Genomic DNA, 21,190 nt, shown 5'->3' on the forward strand with positions numbered 1-21,190 from the left:
GTTCAGTGGTCATCGGGGTCCTGCCGGTGCGGGCGCGCCGATCGTGGCCAGGATGGCGCCCAACGCCCGGCGGGCCGCGGCGACGTCGTCGTCGGTGATGTCGGGGCGCACGGCGAACCGCGCCCGCCGGTACAGGTGCAGCAGCGTCGCGGGGGCGGCGTCGTCGGCGTGGGCGTCGGCGAGCCGGACGGGTTGGGCGCGTCGGTGGACGGCGGCGGCAGCGGAGCGCCGGCCGGACCGGGGCCCGGGGTCGGCGTCGGGAAGCCGGTGCCGGAGTCGTAGGCCTCGATCCACGACATCACCCGGTCGACGTAGGCGGTCGAGGGGTTGTAGCGGTACAAGGCCGCCCGCAGCCCTGCCTCGGTCGACAGGTCGTGGCCGCCGGCGCACAGGTACCCGGCCGCGGCCAGGGTGGCGTCGAAGAGGTTGTGCGGGTCGACGACGCCGTCGCCGTTGCCGTCGGCGCCGAACGCCTTCCACGTGCCGGGAATGAATTGCATTGGCCCGACCGCGCGGTCCCAGGCGGTGTCGCCGTCCCAGCGGCCGCCATCGCTGTCGCCGATGCTGGCGAAGCCGTTGCCGTCGAGCGCGGGGCCGATGATGCGCGGCTGGACCTCGCCCGTGGCCGCGACCTGGCCGCCGTTGGCGTGGTTGGACTCGATTTTGCCGATGCCGGCCAGGATCTCCCAGCGGATACCGCAAGCGGGGTTCTCCAGCGACATCCGCGAGGCGGCGCTCTGGTAGGCCTGCAGTACCAGGCTCGGGATGCCCAGGCCGCCGGCCAGCGTCGGCGAGCCGAGCGGGTTGGTGGCCGGCGAACCGACGACGAAGCCGGAGGCGGTCGACTGGTCGTCGACGACGACCGTCACCGAGGCCTGCCCGTCGAAGGAGCCACCGACGATCGAGTCGCCACGGTTGGCGAACGTGTCCGATCCCTCGTCGTCCGGATACTCAGAGGACGAGACGAGCTCCGCCGGACCTGGCAAGCCCGCCGCGCCACCCAAGCACAGGACCCCCGAACAGGCCACGACAGCGCCAGCGGCTCGGAACACAGGTCGCAACGCGGACTCCGTTCTCACGACGTCCCCACGAGCCTCGCATGCCATCGTCCGATCGGTCTACCCCGTGCGGCAAACAGATGACCAACGGTGTGGTTAACACGGACGACCCGGCGCTGACGCCGGAGTGACCGCCGGCCCCGCGCGACGGATCGGCACGCAGGTCAGTGACCGGCGTCCTGCCAGGTGCGGCCCAGGCCGATGGAGACGTCGAGCGGCACCCGCAGCGGATAGGCGGCACCCATCTCGCGCCGCACCAACTCGATCACCTGGTCCCGCTCGCCCGGCGCGACCTCGAGCACCAGTTCGTCATGGACCTGCAGCAGCGTGCGCGACCCCAGCTTCTCGGCCGCGAGCGCCCGCTCGACCCGGAGCATCGCGACCTTGATGATGTCGGCCGCCGAGCCCTGGATGGGTGCGTTGAGCGCCATCCGCTCGGCCATCTCGCGCCGCTGGCGGTTGTCGCTGGTGAGGTCGGGCAGGTAGCGCCGGCGGCCTAGCATGGTCTCGGTCCAGCCGACCATGCGCGCCCGCTCGACCACCTCACTGAGGTAGTCCCGGACCCCACCGAACGTCTCGAAGTACTCGTCCATGAGGGTCTGCGCCTCGGCGACGGGGATGTTGAGCTGACGCGACAGCCCGTAGGAGGACAGCCCGTACGCCAGGCCGTAGTTCATCGCCTTGATCTTGGCCCGCTGGCCGCCGCTCACCTCCTCGGCCGGGACGTCGAACACGCGCGAGGCCGTCACGGAATGGAAGTCCATGCCGGAGGCGAACGCGTCGATGAGCTCCTGGTCGTCGGACAGGTGCGCCATGATGCGCATCTCGATCTGGCTGTAGTCGGCGCTCAGCAGCGTCTCGTAGCCATCGCCGACGACGAACGCGGCACGGATACGCCGGCCCTCGTCGGTGCGGATGGGGATGTTCTGCAGGTTGGGGTCGGCCGACGACAGCCGGCCGGTGGCGGCGATCGTCTGCGCGAACGTGGTGTGAATGCGGCCGTCGTCGGAGACGGAGTTGAGTAGTCCCTCGACGGTGACCCGCAGCTTCGAGGCGTCGCGGTGACGCAACAGTGCCTCGAGGAAGGGGTGCTCCGTCTTCGCGTAGAGCTCGGCCAGCGACTCCGCGTCAGTGGTGTAGCCGGTCTTGATGCGCTTGGTCTTGGGTAGCGCGAGGTCGTCGAAGAGCACCGCCTGCAGCTGCTTGGGCGAGCCGAGGTTGACGTCACGCCGGCCGATGGCGTCGTAGGCGTCGTCGGCGGCCTGCGCGACGTTGCCGCCGAAGGACGACTCCAGCTCGTGCAGATGGTCGACGTCGACGGCGATGCCGGCACGCTCCATCGACGCGAGCACCTGGACCAGGGGCAGCTCGACCTCGTCGAGCAGGGTGCGACCGCCCTTCTTGTCCAGCTCGGCCTCCAGCGCGGCGGCGAGGTCGAGCACGGCGCGGGCGCGCACGGTCTCGTCGGTGCCCAGCTGCTCCTCGTCGCCGCCGTCGAGGGACAGCTGGACCTCGGCACCGGCGGCCTCGGCGCGCAGCTCGCGGCCCAGGAACCGCAGCACGAGGTCCGCGAGGTCGTACGAGCGCTGGCCGGGCAGCGCCAGGAACGCGGTGAGCTCGGTGTCGGCGGACAACCCGCGCAGCTCCCAGCCCCGGGCGGCCAGCGCGTGCATGGGGCCCTTGGCGTCGTGCATGACCTTGCCGCGCTCGGGGTCGGCCAGCCAGGCCGCGACCGCGGCGTCGTCCTCCGGCGTCAGCCGGGACGGCTCGAACCACCCGCCGGCGCCGTCGGTGGTGGCGACGGCCAGCTCGGTGATCTCGCCGGTGCCGCGGCCCCAGGTGCCGCGGACGGACACGCCGGCCCGCTCGGCGCCGAGGTGCTCGGCCAGCCACCCGGCGACCTCGCCGGGCTCCAGGTGGACCGCGTCGATCTCGAAGCCCTCCTCGGCCTCGGGCTCGCCGGCCTCCAGGTACTCGTACAACCGGTCGCGCAGCACCCGGAACTGCAAGGTGTCGAAGAGCTGGTGCACCGCCTCGCGGTCCCACGTCTGGCGGGCCAGCTGGTCGAGGTGGACCTCCAGCGGCACGTCCCGGACCAGCTCGGTGAGCTGCCGGTTGGTCATGACCTGGCCGAGGTGGGCGCGCAGCGCGTCGCCGGCCTTGCCCTTGACCTCGTCGGCCCTGGCCACCAGCTCGTCGAGGGTGCCGAACTCGGCGACCCACTTGACCGCGGTCTTCTCCCCCACGCTCGGGATGTTGGGGAGGTTGTCCGACGGGTCGCCGCGCAGCGCCGCGAAGTCGGGGTACTGAGCCGGGGTCAGACCGTACTTCTCCTGCACGGCCTCGGGCGTCATGCGCGACAGGTCGGACACGCCGCGGCGCGGGTACAGCACGGTGACGTGGTCGCTGACCAGCTGGAAGGCGTCGCGGTCACCGGTACAGATGGAGACGTCGAGGCCGTCGCGCTCGGCCTGCGTGGCCAGCGTGGCGATGATGTCGTCGGCCTCGTACCCCTCCTTCTCCACATACGGGATGCGCAGCGCCGTCAGCACCTCCTTGACCAGGTCGAGCTGGCCGCTGAACTCCTCCGGGGACTTGCTGCGGTTGGCCTTGTACTCCGGAAACCTCTCGCTGCGGAACGTCTTGCGCGAGACGTCGAAGGCGACCGCGACGTGCGAGGGCTGCTCGTCGCGCAGCACGTTGATGAGCATGGACGTGAAGCCGTACACGCCCTCGGTGTGCTGACCGGTGGTGGTGACCAGGTTCGCGTCTTTCAACGCATAGAACGCCCGGTAGGCCAGCGAGTGACCGTCGAGGAGCAAGAGGCGGGAGGGGTTAGCAGCTTCGACCACGCGGCAACCCTAGTCGCCGGGTCCGACATTGTCTCAGGGGTCGGCGCGGTCCATCGCGGCCGGGCCCCGCGATATCGTCAGCAGCCATGACCGAACAGGCGCGTGACGGCTCTCCCGACGACGGCGGACGCCCCGAGCTCGCGGCCGTGCCGAAGGCCGCCCTGGACGACCGGATGGGCATCGAGTACCTCGAGGTCGGTCCGGACCGGGTGGTCGCGCGGATGCCGGTCGAGGGCAACACCCAGCCGTTCGGGCTACTGCACGGCGGCGCCTCGTGCGTACTCGCCGAGAGCGTCGGCTCCGTCGCGGCCAACCTGCACGGCCAGCCCGATCGCTACGCCGTCGGCGTCGACATCAACGCCACCCACCATCGCGGCGTTCGCTCCGGCCACGTCACCGCGGTGGCCACGCCCGCCCACTTGGGCCGCAGCTCGGCGAGCTACGAGATCGTCATCGCCGACGACGACGGCCGCCGCGTGTGCACCGCGCGCCTCACCTGCTTCCTGGTACCGATCGCCGGCGACCGCTGACCGGCGCATGTTCCCAGGCTTCGGAACGGTCCTCAACGTCGTCACGGTTATCGCGGGCTCGGGCGTCGGGCTGCTCGTCGGGCACCGGCTGCCGCCGCGCACTCGCGACGTCGTCACCGATGCGCTCGGGCTGGTCACCCTGCTGATCGCGGCGACGTCGGCGGCCGCGGTGCTGGACGCCGGGTTCGCCGCGGAGGTGGGCGACTCCGCGACGGTGCTGATCGTGCTGGGCGCGCTGCTGATCGGCGGCATCGCCGGGTCGCTGCTGCGGGTGGAGGCGCGGCTGGAAGGCGTCGGGTCCGGGCTGCAGCGCCGGCTTTCCGGCGACGGCGACGGCGAGGCGCGGCGCCGGTTCGTCGAGGGCTTCGTCACCACGTCGCTGCTGTTCTGCGTCGGGCCGCTGACCATCCTCGGCTCGCTGTCGGACGGCATGGGCTTGGGCTACGACCAGCTGGCGCTCAAGGCGACCATGGACGGCTTCGCCGCGGTCGCGTTCGCCGCCTCGCTGGGCTGGGGCGTCATGGCCTCCGCGATCGCCGTTGCCGTGGTGCAGGGCGCGCTCACCGTCGTCGGCGTGATCGCCGGCAGCCTGCTCGGCGACGCGTATGTGGCCGCCATCACGGCAACGGGCGGGCTGCTGCTCGTCGGTGTCGCGCTGCGGCTGTTGCGGATGAAGCCGCTTCCGGTCGGCGACCTGCTGCCGGCCCTCGTCGTCGCGCCGATTCTCGTCAGCATTGTCGCGGCAATTCGGTCCTGACCGGCTGCAACGCACAAACGTTACCAACTGGTATCGGTCCGAGAACGGCGCCTCCGTGGCGCGGGAGACGTCCAGGAAGAGAGTTATGCTCCGGCATCGGACGTCTGACGGTCGACCGTCGATCTGGCGCGTGCACGACACACGCATCCGGGTCAGCGGCCCTGGAGCGGGAGGTACACCACACGTGCAGAAGCTGGCCAGATATCTGGGAGCGCTTCTCGCTGTCCTGGCCACCGTCCTGCTCGTAGCACCGGTGGCGGGAGCCCAGGGCACGGGCGAGACGATCCACGGCACCCTGGAGTTCCAGGACGCGCCGGTGCAGGGGGTCACCATCACGGTCACCTCCGCCGACGGCGAGGAGATCGGCACCGCGCAGACCGCCGCGGACGGCACCTGGGAGGTCCCGGTGCCCGGTCCCGGCGATTACACCGTCGTCCTCGACGCCGCCACGCTGCCGTCCACCGCGCCGGGAGTCGTCCGCGACACCATCGAGACGACGGTCAACCCGCAGCAGCGCAAGGTGGTGCTGTTCCGCGTCGGCACGCCGGAGGGCGACGGCGAGCCGTCACCGGGCGAGACCTCCACGCCCACCGACGACGAGGACGAGTCGGTCACCGGGACGGAGTCCGGCGGCGCGGAGTCCGAGGCCGGCGAGGACGTCACCGTCACGTCGGGCAACAACCAGCTGCTCCAGCTGTTCGTCAGCGGCCTGCGGTTCGGGCTGATCCTCGGCCTGGCCGGGCTGGGCCTGTCGCTGGTGTTCGGCACCACCGGGCTCACCAACTTCGCGCACGGCGAACTCATCGTCTTCGGCGCGGTGGCCGCCCTGCTGCTCAACCAGGCCGGCATGCCGGTCCTGGTGGCGGCGCTGCTGGCCACGGTGCTCAGCGCCGTGTTCGGATGGGGGCAGGACCGCGGCTTCTGGAGACCGCTGCGCAAGAAACCCACCGGGCTGATCGCGCTGATGATCATTTCGATCGGCGTATCACTGTTCCTGCGGTACCTGACGCAGTTCATCATCGGCGGCGGCCGGGAGACGTACGACGAGTACACCTTCCAGAGCCCCATCTCGATCGGGCCGGCCAGCATCACGGTCCGCGACCTGGTGATCATGGGCATCTGCGTAGCCCTGCTCGCGGCGGTGGCCCTCGCGCTCACCCGCACCCGGATCGGCAAGGCCACCCGGGCGGTCGCCGACAACCCCGCCCTGGCCGCGGCCTCGGGCATCAACGTCGACCGCGTCATCACCGTGGTGTGGACCGTCGGCACCGGGCTGGCCGGACTATCCGGGATCTTCTTCGGCATGATCCAGGGCGTCGACTACCTCATGGGCATGCGCATCCTGTTGCTGGTGTTCGCCGCCACCATCCTCGGCGGTCTCGGCACGGCCTGGGGCGCCATGGTCGGCGCGCTGGTGGTCGGCATCTTCATCGAGATGTCGGCGTACGTGGTCCCCTCGGAACTCAAGACGGCCGGTGTTCTGGTCGTGCTCATCCTGATCCTGCTCGTGCGGCCACAGGGCATCCTGGGCCGGCGAGAGCGGATCGGCTGAGGCGGAAGGAGCTACGACCATGGACTGGGGCAGCATCTTCGAGCTCTCGATCCGCGAGCTGATCGGTGTCCAGGCGATCGTCTTCGCCCTCGCCGCCATCGGGATCAACATCCAGTTCGGCTACACCGGACTGCTCAACTTCGGCCAGGCCGCCTTCGCCGCGGTCGGCGGGTACGGTGTCGCCGTCATCGTCACCACCTACGAGATGTCGTTCTGGCTCGGCATAGTCGTCGCCATCGGCGCGGCCGTCGTGCTCGCGCTGCTGCTTGGCGTGCCGACGCTGCGACTGCGCGCGGACTACCTGGCCATCGTCACCATCGCCGCGTCCGAGATCGTGCGGCTGGTCGGCCGGTCTGCGTGGGGCCGCGACGTCTTCGGCGGCTCCGACGGGATCACCGGGTTCAGCGACACCTTCTACGACCTCAACCCGTTCACCGAGCCGCTGGAGTTCGGACCCTTCGAGTTCCGCGAACGCATCCTCTGGGTGATGGCCGTGGGCTGGGGCCTCGTGGCGTTGTGCACCCTGATGGTGTGGCTGCTCATGCGCAGCCCGTGGGGGCGCGTCCTCAAGGCCATCCGCGAGGACGAGGACGCCGTGCGCAGCCTCGGCAAGAACGTCTACGGGTACAAGATGCAGTCGCTGGTCATGGGCGGTGTCATCGGCGCGCTCGCCGGCATCGTCTACTCGCTGTTCCAGGGCGCTATGCAGCCGGACGTGTACGCCACGAACTTCACGTTCTTCGCCTACGCGATCCTGATCCTGGGTGGGGCGGCGACGGTGTTCGGCCCGGTCCTGGGCGCGGCGATCGTCTGGTTCGCGTTCCAGTTCATCGACCTGACGCTGCGGGCGGCCATCACCAATGAGTACATACCGGACTGGCTGATGAACCAGAACGACACAGGAGCCGTACGATTCATGTTGACGGGAGTCGTACTGGTGCTGCTGCTCGTGTTCCGCCCGCAAGGCATCCTCGGCGACCGGAGGGAGATCGCGCTCGATGCCCGATGACACCATGGGAGGCCTGTCGGTCCGGCGCGAACGGGCGCTGGCCGCGCTGGCCGACGTGCCACGTGAGCCGGGTGCGAAGAAGGCCGATCCGATCCTCGTCGCCGACGACGTCAAGCGGCAGTTCGGCGGCCTGCTGGCCGTCGACGTCGACCACGTCGAGATCCAGCGCGGGTCGATCACCGCACTGATCGGGCCCAACGGCGCCGGCAAGACGACGTTCTTCAACCTGCTCACCGGGTTCGACCGGGCCAACAACGGCTCCTGGTCGTTCAACGGCAGGTCGCTGCACGGCACGCCGCCCTACCGCGTCGCCCGCATCGGCATGGTCCGCACGTTCCAACTGACCAAGGCGCTGTCCAAGCTGACGGTCATCGAGAACATGCGGCTGGGCGCCACCGGGCAGCGGGGCGAGAGCTTCTGGCGGGCGATGTTCCCGGCTCTGTGGCGCTCGCAGGAGGACGACATCACCGAGCGGGCCGAGGACCTGCTGCGCCGGTTCAAGCTCGACACCAAGCGCGACGACTTCGCGGGGTCGCTCTCCGGCGGCCAGCGCAAGCTGCTGGAGATGGCTCGTGCGCTCATGGTCCAGCCGGAGCTGGTGATGCTCGACGAGCCGATGGCCGGCGTCAACCCCGCGCTCACCGAGTCGCTGCTCGAGCACGTCAAGGACCTGCGCGAGCAGGGAATGACGGTGTTGTTCGTCGAGCACGACATGGACATGGTCCGCGACATCGCCGACTGGGTCATCGTCATGGGCCAGGGCAAGATCCTGGCCGAGGGGCCGCCGGAGGCGGTCATGTCCGACCACAAGGTCATCGACGCCTACCTCGGCGCCCACCACGACCAGTCGCTGGCCGAGCTGGAGGAACAGCTCGAGGGCGGCGCATTGGCCGAGGAAGTCGCGGCGGAGCTGGGACAGGAAGGGGCCGCGGCGGACGACGAGGCACCGACGGCGAAGGCCGACACGACACCGCCTGGGACGACGGAGGACGAGGCACCCACGACGACGGAGGGCGACGGCGCGCAAACCGCCGACGTGACCGCCGAAGCCGCAGGGGCGGCGCGGAACAACGGCGACGACAAGGGCGGGCGATGAAGGAAACCACCACCGGTCAGGCCGACCGCTCGGCCCACGTAGCGGGCGCCGAGGGTGCGGTGCTGCGCGCCGACGAGATCGTTTCCGGGTACGTCGAGGGCGTCAACATCCTCACCGGGTGTGACCTCTACTGCAAGCCGGGCGAGATCGTCGGCATCATCGGCCCCAACGGTGCCGGCAAGTCCACCCTGCTGAAGGCGCTGTTCGGGCTGGTCCGGGTCCGCGAGGGCTCAGTCCGGCTGCACGGCGAGGACATCACCAACCTGCCCGCCAACGAAATGGTCTCCCGCGGTGTCAGCTTCGTGCCGCAGACCAACAACGTGTTCCCCGGCCTGACAGTCGAGGAGAACCTCGAGATGGGCCTCTACCAGGCGCCCAAGCGGTTCACCGAACGGTTCGCGTTCGTCACCGACCTGTTCCCCGCCCTTGGCGACCGCCGCAAGCAGCGCGCCGGCTCGCTGTCCGGCGGTGAGCGGCAGATGGTCGCCATGGGGCGGGCCCTGATGGCCGATCCCAGCGTCATCCTCCTCGACGAGCCGTCCGCCGGCCTGTCCCCTGTGCTGCAGGACGAGGTGTTCATCCGGACCCGCGAGATCAACAGGGCCGGCGTCTCCGTCGTCATGGTCGAGCAGAACGCCCGGCGCTGCCTGCAGATCTGCCACCGGGGGTACGTGCTCGACCAGGGTCGCAACGCCTACACCGGCACCGGCCGCGAGCTCATCAACGACCCCAAGGTCATCGAGCTCTACCTCGGCTCGCTGGCCCGCGTCTGACACAGTCACAGCACCAGCCCTGTCACGGTCGTCCTCGCCCGCGTCACGCATCGGGAAATGGGAGGAGGCCTCCGGGGCTCCCGGTCTCATCACCAGGCCTGCCCGACCCTCATGAGGCTTGCAAGCATGGTGTGACACGAGACTTCGTGCTGAACGTGATCATTTCGGGGTGGCCACGGGGATCCGGCGGGCACGAAAGAGCCCCGCCGGGACGGGCCCGGCGGGGCTCTTCGCGGGTCCAACGATCTGACCGAAGTCCGACCGCGGCCGGCTGGTGGTCACTCCATCGTGCGCTCGACGAAGTCGACCGGCGTGGTGTTGTTGTCCGGGCCGTACTGGTAGACGCCGATAGTGGCCGTCTCCGGGTCACCGGCGTCGGTGAACTCGATCGGGCCGGACGCACCGTTGTAGTCGATGTCCTCGCCGTCCTCGATCAGTGCGGCGCACTCCTCCCACCCGGTGCACTCGGTGCCCTCGCGGGACACGTCGACCAGGTTGTCGGCGATGTCGCGGCTCTCGACCGAACCGGCCTGGAGAGCGGCCAGCGCCAGCAGCATGGCGGCGTCGTAGGACTCCGCGCTGTAGTTGAAGTCGACCAGCTCGGGGTCGACCTCGAGCAGCCGCTCGCGGAACTCCTCACCGATCTCGGCGCCCGGCTGGGTGCCCTTGTTGCCCTCGAGCAGGCCCGCCGGCAGCTGGTCACCCCAGTTGGAGATGTTGCCGTCGACGAAGTACAGCGGCACGCTCTGCGGGCCGATGTTCTGGTTCACGAGCTCGGGGATGATCGTGACCGTCTCCTCGAACCCGATCAGCGCGATGGCGTCCGGCTGGGCCGCGGCGATCTGGCTGACCTCGGACGTGTAGTTGGACGCCTGCGGGTCGTAGACGACGTTCGCGGCGATGGTGCCGCCACCGCTCTCGATGGTCTCGGACAGATACTGCGCCAGGCCGTTGCCGTACGCGTCGTCCAGGTTCATGACCGCGACGTTCGCGTGCCCGTCGCCGAGGATGACGTCGCCGAGCACCTGGCCCTGCAGCACGTCGGACGGCGCGGTACGGAAGTAGAGGCCGTCGTCCTCGTAGGTCGTGAAGTCGGGCGAGGTGTTCGCCGGCGAGAACATGATGGTCTCGTCCTGGACGATGCGGTCGAGCACGGTGAACGACACACCGGACGACGCGGCACCGATGATGGCCGCGACACCCTCGTTGAGCAGCGAGTCCGTCGACTGCTGGGTGACGGCGGAGTTGCTGGCGTCACTGGAGTCGGTGTGGGTCACCTCGACGTCGTGACCGAGAGCGCCACCGGCGGCGTTGATCTCCTCGATCGCGAGGTCGACACCGGCGAACTCCGGCGGCCCGAGGAAGGCCAGGTTGCCGGTCTGCGGCAGCAGGGTACCGAGCCGCAGCGGCTCGTCGCTGGCCGGGGCCTCGCCGCCGGCGGTCCCGTCGTCCGCGGGCTCGTCGTCGTCGCCGCCACAGGCGGCCAGCACAAGCGAGGCCACCCCGGCGACGGCCAACGACCGCCACAGTCGCGATGTGCGGTTCATGTGATTTCTCCTTCGCCGAGCCGGCCACCCGGGATGAGGTGCCGGTTGGTTGCGATGATTCCCGAAACTTATGCCGTCCTATGTCCCAAACGTAGTGGTCGTGGCCAACCAGGATCATCTTGTTAGGACACTGTGACCTTGGGGTCTCGGCCCGGATCACTCCTGGTCGGCCACCGGACGCCATCGTCCGTCCCGCAGGACGCTGAACGCCACGGTGCCCCCGTCGCGGTCGCCGAACGCGTCGAACGCCACCTCGCCGGTCACCCCGGCGAAGTCGAGCTGCACCATCTCGCCGACGCAGCCGCGCCGGGCCGCGGACGCCGAGCTGGCCGGCGGCAAACACCGGTCGAGTACCGTGCCGACCGCGGTGGCGGCGTCGTAGGCGGCTGCGCCGTACGCACCGGCGTCAGTACCGGTGTCGGCGTTCGACGGGAGCGACGCGCCTCGCGTCGGGTCCAGCTCGGCCGTCGTCGCCGTGACCGCGCCGTCGCGGACGCCCTCGGGGACGCCGTCGTCGCCGGAATCGGAGTCGTCCGCCTCGAACGCGGCAGCTCCCAGCAGCGTGGCGTCGAGTCCGGTCCGGCGGACCTCCTCCGCCGTCTCCGTCGCCGCGTTCGAGGTGCCGGAGACGAAGACGGCTCGCGCGCCGTCCTCCTCGGCAGCGGTCACGACCGCGGCGACGTCTGCGACGGTACCGCGCGCGACCACCTCGCCGCCGGCGGCCCCGACCGCGTCGGCGAACGCCGCCGCCTCCCGCGCGTCTCCCCCGTCGACGACGGCGACCGCGCTGGCCGCGAGGCCGGTGACGGCGTACCGGCCCAGCGCCGCGGCCGGGGACTCGTCGCCGACGGCCGTGCGGAAGTACGAGCGGTACGGCCGCAGCGGCGCGCTCGGGTTGGCGCCGCGGGTGTGCACGGGGTCGACATCGGCGGGCGACACGAACAGCACCGACTCGTCGTCGAGCACCGGTTGCACGGCCCGCACCGCCTCGGTGCTCAGCCCACCGATCACCGCGATCAGGTCGCCGTCGACCAGCTCACCGACCTCGTCGCCCAGCTCGGCGCCGTTCTCGTCGACGGCCGCCACCTCGACCGTCCAGCCGCCGATGTCGTCGGCGGTCGCACCGATCGCTGCCTCGACCGCGGCCAGCACGCCGGCGCCGTCGGCCTCCTGCCACCCACTGGCCGGCACCAGGACCGCGACGGTGGCGCTCTGCTCGCCGGCGTCGTCGTCGCCGAGCGCGCTCACCATGCCGCAGGATGCCAGCAGCGTGGCCGAGACCGTCAGCGCGGCCCACCCCGCGCCACGACGGACCCCCCGCATGTCAGCCCTTCGGCTCGCCCTCGGACTCGGAGAGCACGACCTTCGCGACGTCGCGCATGGACGTCCGCTTGTCCATGGCGGCCTTCTGGATCCACCGGAACGCGTCGGGCTCGCTGAGGCCGTATTTGGTCTGCAGGATGCCCTTCGCGCGGTCGACCAGCTTGCGCGTCTCGAGCCGGTCGGCGAGGTCGTGGACCTCGTTCTCCAGCTGGGTGATCTCCTCGTGCCGGGACAGCGCCATCTCGATGGCGGGCACCAGGTCGGCCTTGCTGAACGGCTTGACGAGGTAGGCCATGGCGCCGGCGTCGCGGGCGCGCTCGACGAGGTCACGCTGGGAGAACGCGGTGAGGATGAGCACCGGCGCGATTCGCTGCTCGACGATGCGGGCGGCCGCCGAGATACCGTCGAGAACGGGCATCTTGACATCCATGACGACGAGGTCGGGGCGGTGCTCCTCGGCCAGCCGGACGGCACTGGCGCCGTCGGCGGCCTCACCCACCACGTCGTACCCTTCCTCGCCGAGCATCTCGATGAGATCGAGGCGGATCAACGACTCGTCCTCCGCCACGAGGACCCGTCGGGCAGGCGCGTCTGGTGTTGGCGATTCGGTCACCCGGGAAGCCTACTCGGCACATGTTTCCGATGCCGGTAGGCTATGAACCTGTCGCCGCCGAGCGCGGCCCGGTAGGCAAATTGGCAAAGCCGCCGCACTCAAAATGCGGTGTCTGTGGGTTCGAGTCCCACCCGGGCTACTCCTCTTGACCTGTGGCTCCAGTCGAAGTCCCGGCTCAGACCCGCGACCGAGGCGGGCTGTGCTGGAACACTGCTTCGTCCAGCGACGTATCTGTCGGTCCGAGAAGCCGTCGGGGGTGGCCGTAGTTCGCAAGACCGACCGCTTCGGGATCGACCGGGTGGGCCGCCTCGGCCAACGCTTCCAGATCCTCGACAGCAACCGGCTCTTCGGTGTCTGCCGCGGCGTACTCCGCGCACGCCTCCTCCCACCGGGAGGAACGGTGAAGCCCTCGTGCGCGGGCCAGGTGCGCCGTGGCGACGCCTCCCATGCCTCCCCGGCTCCGCTCTTAAGGCAGAACCGTGTTGATCATGTTGGTCAGGCCCGCGGCTTGGAGTTCATGCTGAGCGTCGGCGTACTCAGGTCGCCCAGCGACGCTGTTGAACTCGTGCGGGTCGACCTCGACGTCGTACATCTCCGTGTACCTGGTGTCGTCGCGGTGTGCCATGACCAGCTTGTGCCGCCCGTCGGTGACGGTGAGGAAGCCTTCGCCTTCGGCGACGACGTGTGCGTGGCCCGAATCGTCGAGGTGGCGCCCGTCGACCCCGACTGGCTCGACACCGGCGGTCGCGAGCAGGGTCGGGAAGACATCGACCAGGCTGGTCAGGCGGTCGCTCCGGGTGCCGGCGCCGACGCCGTCGGCGCGTCGCAGGAGTAGCGGTACGTTGAGGACATCCTCGTAGAAGCCGCAGTCCTTGCCCCAGAATCCGTGGTTGCCGAGCATCTCGCCGTGGTCGCAGGTGAACACGATGACCAGGTTCGCGCCGAACCGTTTCTCCGCGGCGCTGATCAGCAGGCCGATCTGGTCGTCGATCAAGGCGACATTGGCTTGGTAGTTGCGTCGAAGACGGTGCCAATAGTCCGCGTCGCGGTCGCGGTAGCCGCCTCCTTCGGCACGTCCGCGACTGTGGAAGCTGCGGTAGTGCAGCCGGCCCGGCTCGCTCCACTCCTCGGGGCGGAGGTGGGGCTCGCCCAACTGCTGGTCGTCGACCCGGGCGAGGTAGGCCTCCGGAGGGTCGAACGGGAAGTGTGGCCCGCTGAACGACACCCAGCAGAACGGTGGCTGGCCGCCGTCGTACGACTCGATCCATTCGCAGCTCTTGCGGCCCACCCAGGCATCGGGATGCCATTCGGCCGGTCCGGGAAAGGTGAAGACCTTGTCGGCGCCCCGGTCCCATACCGCGGCACGATAGGCCTCCAGGTGACCGGCGGCCTCCAGGTCACGCGTGTAGTCGTCGTAGAACCAGACCGACACCTGCTTGTCGTCTTGCAGGGCAAGGTGGTCCATGCCAAGGCTCAGGTAGTAGTCCCGGAATTCCTGATACGGCAAGGTCCGGTCAGGGGCTGTGTCGCCATACGGGACCGGGGCGTAATGGCACTTGCCGATATGCGCCGTGGTGTAGCCGTCTCTGCCCAGAACGGTGTAGAGGTTCGGGATCTCGGGCGACAGCACGTGGTCGCGAAAGTTGCTGTAGGCACCGTGGTTGCGAGGATAGCGGCCCGTGACGATCGAGCAGCGGCTCGGCAAGCACCAAGGGCTGGCGGTGTATGCCCTGTCGAAGATCGTCCCGGACGCGGCCAGGCGATCCAGGGACGGCGTGGGAACAGCCGTGTTGCCGTAGCAGCCGAGCGCGTCCTTGCGCAACTCGTCCGCCGTGATGAACAGGATCGCCGGTTGCCGCGCGCTCATCTGACCCTCAGCCCTCCGCTGATCGTCGCCGTGCACTCGGAGATACGCGTCGTGACCTTATAACGTTGTACATTACGAAGTAAAGCTCCGGCGAGACCCCGGCGAGACGTCGATCTCACGGCTTTGTGGCAGCGTGTCGGCCAACTAGGATCTGCGTGGGGGAAAGGGAACGATGGTGAGGGTCCGGCTCAAGGACGTCGCGGATCACGCTGGCGTGTCGGTGAAGACCGTGTCCAATGTGGTCAACAACTGGGAGTACGTCACCGACGCCACCCGAGAGCGCGTGCAGAAGGCCCTGGACGAGCTCGGATACCGGCCGAACCTCTCTGCCCGCAGCTTGCGCACCGGCCGGACGAACCTGATCGCGCTCGCGCTGCCCCGCCTGCACGAGCCGTACTTCGCCGAGCTGGCCGACTGCGTCGTGCGCGCGGCCGAGGACCACGGGCTCACCGTGCTGATCAGCCAGACCGATGGACGACGCGAGCGCGAGCAGCAGGTCGTCTCCGGCTTCCGGCCGCAGTTCATCGATGGGCTGCTGTTCAGCCCGTTGGCGCTGGAGTGGGACGACCTCGAGGAGATTCCGGGGCATCCGCCGGTCGTGCTTCTGGGTGAGCGCCTGGCGGCCGGAGGTGCGGCCGATCACGTCGCCGTCGACAACGTGGCCGCCGCGCAACGCGCTACGCAGCACCTGGTGGAACTGGGGAGGAAACGGATCGCGGTCATCGGAGCTCCGCCATCCAAGACCGCTCGGACCGCATCGCTACGGCTGGAGGGCTACAAGCGAGCCCTGCGTAAGGCCAGGATACGCCTCGACAAGCAGTTGTTGCTGCCCGTGAATCAGCTCCACCGCGCTGATGGCGCCGCCGCGATGGCGACACTGCTCGACCTGGCCCCGCCGCCCGACGCCGTGTTTTGTTTCAACGACCTGCTGGCGCTGGGAGCGTTGCGCACTCTTCAGGAGCGTGGTGTCGCCGTACCGTCCGAGGTCGCGGTGATCGGCTTCGACGACATCGAGGAGAGCCGGTTCTGCAGTCCGTCGCTGACGACCATCTCGCCGGACAAGAAGGCGCTGGCGGGACTCGCCGTCGCGGCACTGGTACAGCGGATGTCGGTCGCCCCAGACGCCGCCCCGCAGGAGCTGCACGCCGGCTTCGAGCTCGTCGAACGGGAGAGCACCATGGGCCGGCGGGCCTGACCACGCCCTGTCGTCCGCTCGATCGAGCCGGCGTCCCCGACTTCGACCTAGAACCCATCACCCAGCCGGCATCTTTTCAACGTTGTGTGCCACGATGTACAGTCGTGATCGTGCGCTGCCATGCGTAGCCAGTGCGCACATGCTGTTCGTTGCGACTCAGCCGCCACCCCTTGGCCTGGAGGAGAGCATGAACAACCTCGGCCGGAAACTCGCCCGCACGTCGCCCCTCGGCGTCATGGTCGTCACGCTCTCGGTGTGTGCGCAGGGAGCGCTCGCCGGGGACCCGGCTCCGCTCACGGCCACGATCGCGGTGGACGCGGGCAAGCCCACGAAACCGGTCAACGTGACCCTGATGGGCGCCAATCACAGGTACTCGTTCGACGGCTACGGCATGTGGCATGTGCCAGGCGGCGGCGGCACACCGTTCCCGGATCCGATCGTGGTGGAGGGGACCGACCGCGCCGGAGTCAAGCTCGTCCGGTACCCGGGCGGTACCCTGGCCAACCTGTTCGAGTGGAAGCGCGCGATCGGTCCGTTGGAAGATCGCAGCTGCCAGGTCGACTCCCGCCGCGCCAACAGGTCGCCGCTGGAGAGCAACTACGGACCGGACGAGCACGAAGAGTACGTTGAAGCGTCGAGCCTGGATCCCGACACGGGGCAGCCGCGGGCGAACCCGGTGGAGAGTCAGATCATGGTCCCGTTTCACCGTGGAACACCCGAGGATGCCGCGGACTGGGTCGAGTACATGAACGCTCCGGTCGGCACGAACCCCAACGGCGGCACAGCGTGGGCGGACGTGCGGGCGGAGAACGGCCACGCCGATCCTCATGACGTGACGTACTGGGAGGTGGGGAACGAGCCGGATCGCCCGAACCAGCGGTACTGGATGAGCGAGGACGACGCTGCCGCGATGGACGAATACATCCTGGGCGGCACGACGCAGCAGGTCGATCAGCTGGTCGGCACCAGATGCGACCATCGGTCGAGCGCTGCCGCGAGCGATGGCTCGGCGCACCAGACCTTCACCGTGCACTACCCGCCCGTGGTGCCCGACAGCGAGACCATCCAGGTCGGCCAGTCGGGCGACCCGGACTCCTGGGTGACCTGGACCGGAGTCGCCGACCTCGCCACGGCGGGACCGGACGATCAGGTCTACGAGTTCGACCCCGCGTCCGGAACGATCCTGTTCGGCGACGGGACCAACGGCCAGATCCCGCCGCAGGGGCGCGACATCCGAGCGACGTACGGCTCGGGGCCGCATGCCGGCTATCCCGCCTACTATGCCGCCATGAAGGCGGTGGACCCAGACATAGAGGTCTGCGCCGCCTGGGGCACCGCAGAGTTCGTGGCCAGGATGGAAGCTCTCGGGCATGAGTCCGACTACGACTGCCTGTCCGTCCACCCCTACGTCAACTTCGGGCGGGACTTCGGCACGCAGGCATGGGAGTCCGCCCGCCAGGCGCATGATCAGCACATGGTGGGCGAGCTGGCGAGTCGCGACGCAGTCATCGCGTTGAATGGTGCCATCCGGGACGGGACAACGCGCACCGACGTCGGTATCGCGCTCAGCGAGTACGGTGCCATCGGCGGCCCACCGCCCACGGACCCGCAGTTCCCACAGTGGACCGCGTCGATGACCCACGCCCTCTACATGGCGTCGCAGATGCTCCGCTTCCACAACCTGGGTGTCGAGATCGTCGAAGGCGGTGCCCTGACCGACACGACGCTGCGAGGCGTGTTCGGTGCTGCCCCGGACTTCGTCTACTCCGCCGAGGCCGCCGTGCGGCAAGCGATCCGGCCGTTGGCGCTCGGTGGCGGCGACGTGGTGCCGCACAGCACGACCGGGAATCCGACGATCACCAGCGCCGACGGTTCCTACCAGGCGCTCGTCGTCGGCACCTCCGTCCGTAACGACGGCGCACTGGTAATCGCCGTGGTGAACCGGCACCCGACCCAGCCGGTCGAGGGCACGGTCACCTACCAGGGTTTCACCGGGTCCGGCAGTTACCAGGCGCGGGAAGTCGCACCTGGCTCCTTCACCGCCTTCAACACGGCACAACAACCCGAGGCGGTCGCGTTGTCGGTCACATCGGAGTCGAACGGCGGATCCGGCTCCCTCACCTACAGGTTCGCGCCGCACTCGGTCACCGTCCTGCTCGTGGACCCGCAGTGATCGGCTGACGAACAGATGCCCTTCGCCGGTAGGTCAGAGAGGAAGCGATGAAGGCCCGGATCGAGGTCGACCTGGGCCATCCGATCGGAGCGGTGGACCCACTCATCTACGGCCAGTTCCTCTCGAGGCGACGGTGGGTGGCTGACGGAGGCCTGCACGATCCGAAGCATCCGGACGCCGGCAGTGATGGCATTCGCCGCCAGGTCCGTGACCGCATCGCCCGGCTGCGCCCGAGTGTCATTCGATGGCCGGGCGGCTGTACTGGGACGAGCTACTGGTGGGAGGCAGGGATCGGACCCGCGCAGGCGCGACCGCGAACCGTCGACTGGCACTTCGGGTACGACGTCGCCAACGACTTCGGCACCGTCGAGTTCGTCGACTTCTGTCGCAGCGTCGGCGCCGAGCCGCACCTCAACTTCAACACTGCGACAGCCTCCCTGCGCAACGCCCTCGACTGGGTTGAGTATGTGAACGGGACGGGCTCCTCGCCGAACGCGGAGTTGAGGCGTCGGCATGGCAGGGCCGATCCGCTGAACGTGCGGTACTGGCAGATCGGGAACGAGGACTGGGGCGAGTGGGAGATCGGCCAGTGCTCCGCCGACGAGAACGCGGTCCGGGCGAGAGAATGGGCCAAGGCGATCAAGCGAATCGATGACGGGCTCAAGCTCATCGCCGTCGGTTGTTGGCGTCCGGAAGAGTCGGTCGAGTGGAACGCCGCCGTCCTCGATCAGGCTTGGGATCAGGTGGACTATCTGGCCGTGCACACTTATTGGCGGTTTTCCGGGCGCATGGGAGAGGCAGAGTACGACCGGATCGTCGCTGCGGGATTCATCGAGGAGGACGGCATCCGCGCGCTCGGCGGGCTGGTCGACCTGGTGGCCAGGCAGAAGGGCACCGCGCGGCGGCCGCGCCTGGCCTTCACCGAGTGGAACTGCGCCGACACCGACCTGCGCGGCATGAGCGCTGCTTGGCGTCCGGAAGCTCCGCAGTTCCGGCTGATGGACGCCCTGGCCGTCGCCGGCTTCCTCAACGCCATGCAGCGGCAGTGTCGCCTCGTCGGCCTTGCCAACTTCGCGCAGACCATCAACGTGGTCGGCGCGCTGTTCGTCGACCAGGACCACGTGGTGCCGGAGACCGTCTACTGGCCGCTGCTCATGCAGCGCGAGAACAGCGGCCCGATCAGCGTCCCGGCCCACGTGGAGTGCGACGGCTATCTCCTCCACGATCACCGCCATCTCGGCGCCGTCCCGTACCTTGATGCCAGTGCCACCCACGACGAGCGCGGCCGCAGGGCCTGGATCTCCGTCGTCAACCGTTCCCGAGACGATGAGATGGTCACCGACGTCGTCCTCCGGGACAGGTCGCCGAAGCCGGCAGCCACCGTCATCCAGCTCGCCGCGGACGATCCGCTGGCCCAGAACACGCCGGACTCCCCCGACGCGGTCCTGCCCAGGACCGAACGCGTGACCGTCGACGGCGACCTGTCGCTGTCGCTGCCGCCGCATTCGTACACCATCGTGGCGCTCGAGTACTGACGGCGGCGGCTGCCGCCCGGGTCCGGTGATCGATCAGCCTTCGAGAATCCGCTCGGCGGTGTCGAAGAACGACTCCGCCGCGTCGGACACGCCGCTCTGGCCGAAGCCGATCTGCTCGTTCAAGGGCTTGAGCTGCTGGAACAGCTCATTCGCTCCTACCGGGTAGACGACATCGACGGCACCGGTCTGCGAGGCTTCGACGGTGGCGAGGAGATCGTAGATCTTCTGATGAGCCGGCTTGGCCTCCGGATACAGCTCTTCGCGCGCCTCCTCGAAGAGTGGGACGCCATGCCTACCGATCCCGATCGTCCGCAACGCGTCCATGTTCGAGATGTGGTACGAGAGGAAGTCGATGGCGGCGTCGACCTTCTCGGACTCGGCGGACACTGCGAACCAGGCCCCTGGCACGATCTGGGTCGCCGCCGGCGCGTCTGCGGCCGCCCTCGGGAACGGCACCAAGACGAGCTCGTCGTCCGTCAGGCCGTCGAGCGCGAGCCAGCCCTTGTCCTTGGCCGTCGTGGTCAGCGCCGCGTCCGCGGTGACGACAGGGTCGTTCTGGAACCCCACCGCCGCAGCCGTAACCTCGATCGGAACTGCGGAGCCCTCGCGCCGCAGCTCATCCCAGAAGTTGAACCACTCAGCAAGATCGTCGACGTCGAACCCGAGCCCACCGGACGACAACAGCGAAAGCTCGTGGGTGCGTAGCCATGCACCCAGCGCGGGGGGAACCCCGCCGAGATCGGCCGTGCCTGCGGTGCGCACCCCGCTCTGGGCGACGGCCTGGGCGAGTTCACGGTACTCCGCCAACGTCCACTCGTCGCTCGGAAGGGCGAGGCCAGCCTGCTCCAGGACGGTCTTGTCGTAGATGAAACCTGGCTCCGTGGAGACTCCGAGTGGGACGAAGTGGAGCTCGCCGCCGATCAGGCAGCCTTCCACCACGCTTTCATTCGCGACACTGTCCAGTCCGAGCGGCTCGGCGCGGAACTCCTCGATGTTTCTCACCGCTCCTCTGGCCGCATACTCGGCCAGCGAGACGTCGTGGATACCGAAGATGTCAGCTGGATTCCCGCCGGCCACTCTGGTGGCCAACTTGTCGTAGTAGCCTTCGAGTCCCGAGTACTCCGCCGAGAACGTGACGCCGTCGGCCTGCTGCTCGTACAGCTCGATCAGCTCGAGCTGGAGCTCGTTCTGGTTCCCCTCCCCCCAGAACATGATCGAGAGTTCTCCGCCGGCGCTGCTGGAATCGCCCGCGTTGTCATCTCCCGCTCCGCAGCCCGCGGCCAGGCTGCCGACGCCCGTCGCCGCCACCG

16 protein-coding genes and 1 tRNA gene are annotated in these 21,190 nt (G+C 69.1%); 10 read left to right on the forward strand and 7 right to left on the reverse strand.

Annotated features, from left to right (window positions below):
- Nucleotides 1-2: 2 nt before the first annotated feature.
- Together E1269_RS26095 and polA are read right to left on the reverse strand one after the other, a co-directional pair.
- Entirely contained in the window at nucleotides 3-986 is a 984-nt protein-coding gene (locus tag E1269_RS26095) for a lytic transglycosylase domain-containing protein (RefSeq protein ID WP_203434088.1), read from the reverse strand.
- A gap of 236 nt (nucleotides 987-1,222) precedes the next feature.
- Entirely contained in the window at nucleotides 1,223-3,910 is a 2,688-nt protein-coding gene (polA, locus tag E1269_RS26100; protein ID WP_131900110.1) for a DNA polymerase I, read from the reverse strand.
- 173 nt (nucleotides 3,911-4,083) lie between these two features.
- Here polA and E1269_RS26105 point away from each other — a divergent pair, with 173 nt between their 5' ends.
- The 6 genes from E1269_RS26105 (at nucleotide 4,084) to E1269_RS26130 (ending at nucleotide 9,627) form a co-directional block, all read left to right on the forward strand.
- Nucleotides 4,084-4,440: a hotdog fold thioesterase gene (locus E1269_RS26105; RefSeq protein WP_420810673.1), complete on the forward strand. Its 357-nt coding sequence runs from the start codon at nucleotides 4,084-4,086 to the stop codon at nucleotides 4,438-4,440.
- 7 nt (nucleotides 4,441-4,447) lie between these two features.
- Nucleotides 4,448-5,197, forward strand: a complete 750-nt coding sequence (locus E1269_RS26110) for a DUF554 domain-containing protein (RefSeq protein WP_131900114.1) — start codon at nucleotides 4,448-4,450, stop codon at nucleotides 5,195-5,197.
- Nucleotides 5,198-5,327: 130 nt separating this feature from the next.
- Nucleotides 5,328-6,749 (forward strand): branched-chain amino acid ABC transporter permease, encoded by a 1,422-nt coding sequence (locus tag E1269_RS26115; protein WP_203434089.1) that lies wholly within the window; start codon nucleotides 5,328-5,330, stop codon nucleotides 6,747-6,749.
- Between the two features lie 19 nt (nucleotides 6,750-6,768).
- On the forward strand, nucleotides 6,769-7,758 hold the full coding sequence (locus E1269_RS26120) for a branched-chain amino acid ABC transporter permease (RefSeq protein ID WP_131900118.1): 990 nt from the start codon (nucleotides 6,769-6,771) through the stop codon (nucleotides 7,756-7,758).
- Nucleotides 7,748-8,854, forward strand: coding sequence for an ABC transporter ATP-binding protein (locus E1269_RS26125; protein WP_131900120.1), 1,107 nt, complete (start codon nucleotides 7,748-7,750; stop codon nucleotides 8,852-8,854). The genes E1269_RS26120 and E1269_RS26125 overlap by 11 nt, the downstream gene beginning before the upstream one ends.
- The gene (locus E1269_RS26130) at nucleotides 8,851-9,627 is read left to right on the forward strand and encodes an ABC transporter ATP-binding protein (RefSeq protein WP_131900122.1); all 777 of its coding nucleotides are present in this window, start codon (nucleotides 8,851-8,853) and stop codon (nucleotides 9,625-9,627) included. The genes E1269_RS26125 and E1269_RS26130 overlap by 4 nt, the downstream gene beginning before the upstream one ends.
- Nucleotides 9,628-9,905: 278 nt before the next feature.
- On the opposite strand, the gene E1269_RS26135 is transcribed toward E1269_RS26130, so the two are convergent.
- The 3 genes from E1269_RS26135 to E1269_RS26145 form a co-directional block, all read right to left on the reverse strand.
- Nucleotides 9,906-11,174 carry an ABC transporter substrate-binding protein gene (locus tag E1269_RS26135; protein ID WP_131900124.1) on the reverse strand — a complete coding sequence of 423 codons (1,269 nt, stop codon included), beginning with the start codon at nucleotides 11,172-11,174 and terminating at the stop codon, nucleotides 9,906-9,908.
- A gap of 156 nt (nucleotides 11,175-11,330) precedes the next feature.
- Nucleotides 11,331-12,497: an ABC transporter substrate-binding protein gene (locus tag E1269_RS26140; RefSeq protein ID WP_131900126.1), complete on the reverse strand. Its 1,167-nt coding sequence runs from the start codon at nucleotides 12,495-12,497 to the stop codon at nucleotides 11,331-11,333.
- Between the two features lies 1 nt (nucleotide 12,498).
- The gene (locus E1269_RS26145) at nucleotides 12,499-13,110 is read right to left on the reverse strand and encodes an ANTAR domain-containing response regulator (protein ID WP_239001035.1); all 612 of its coding nucleotides are present in this window, start codon (nucleotides 13,108-13,110) and stop codon (nucleotides 12,499-12,501) included.
- A 65-nt stretch (nucleotides 13,111-13,175) separates the two neighbouring features.
- On the opposite strand from E1269_RS26145, the gene E1269_RS26150 reads away from it, so the two are divergent.
- A tRNA-Leu gene (locus E1269_RS26150) sits at nucleotides 13,176-13,249 on the forward strand.
- 327 nt (nucleotides 13,250-13,576) lie between these two features.
- Here E1269_RS26150 and E1269_RS26155 read toward each other — a convergent pair.
- Nucleotides 13,577-14,977: a sulfatase family protein gene (locus E1269_RS26155; RefSeq protein ID WP_131900128.1), complete on the reverse strand. Its 1,401-nt coding sequence runs from the start codon at nucleotides 14,975-14,977 to the stop codon at nucleotides 13,577-13,579.
- A 175-nt stretch (nucleotides 14,978-15,152) separates the two neighbouring features.
- Between E1269_RS26155 and E1269_RS26160 the strand changes: the two genes are divergently transcribed.
- The 3 genes from E1269_RS26160 (at nucleotide 15,153) to E1269_RS26170 (ending at nucleotide 19,880) form a co-directional block, all read left to right on the forward strand.
- Nucleotides 15,153-16,172, forward strand: coding sequence for a LacI family DNA-binding transcriptional regulator (locus tag E1269_RS26160; protein WP_131900173.1), 1,020 nt, complete (start codon nucleotides 15,153-15,155; stop codon nucleotides 16,170-16,172).
- Nucleotides 16,173-16,311: 139 nt separating this feature from the next.
- Nucleotides 16,312-18,345: a hypothetical protein gene (locus E1269_RS26165; RefSeq protein WP_131900130.1), complete on the forward strand. Its 2,034-nt coding sequence runs from the start codon at nucleotides 16,312-16,314 to the stop codon at nucleotides 18,343-18,345.
- A 47-nt stretch (nucleotides 18,346-18,392) separates the two neighbouring features.
- A complete protein-coding gene (locus E1269_RS26170) occupies nucleotides 18,393-19,880 on the forward strand; it encodes an alpha-L-arabinofuranosidase C-terminal domain-containing protein (protein WP_131900132.1) in 1,488 nt (495 codons plus the stop codon).
- 33 nt (nucleotides 19,881-19,913) lie between these two features.
- Here E1269_RS26170 and E1269_RS26175 read toward each other — a convergent pair whose 3' ends face one another.
- The gene (locus E1269_RS26175) at nucleotides 19,914-21,188 is read right to left on the reverse strand and encodes an ABC transporter substrate-binding protein (RefSeq protein WP_162606633.1); all 1,275 of its coding nucleotides are present in this window, start codon (nucleotides 21,186-21,188) and stop codon (nucleotides 19,914-19,916) included.
- Between the last annotated feature and the right edge of the window lie 2 nt (nucleotides 21,189-21,190).

The organism is Jiangella asiatica (assembly GCF_004349065.1).
Taxonomy (GTDB): Bacteria; Actinomycetota; Actinomycetes; order Jiangellales; family Jiangellaceae; genus Jiangella; species Jiangella asiatica.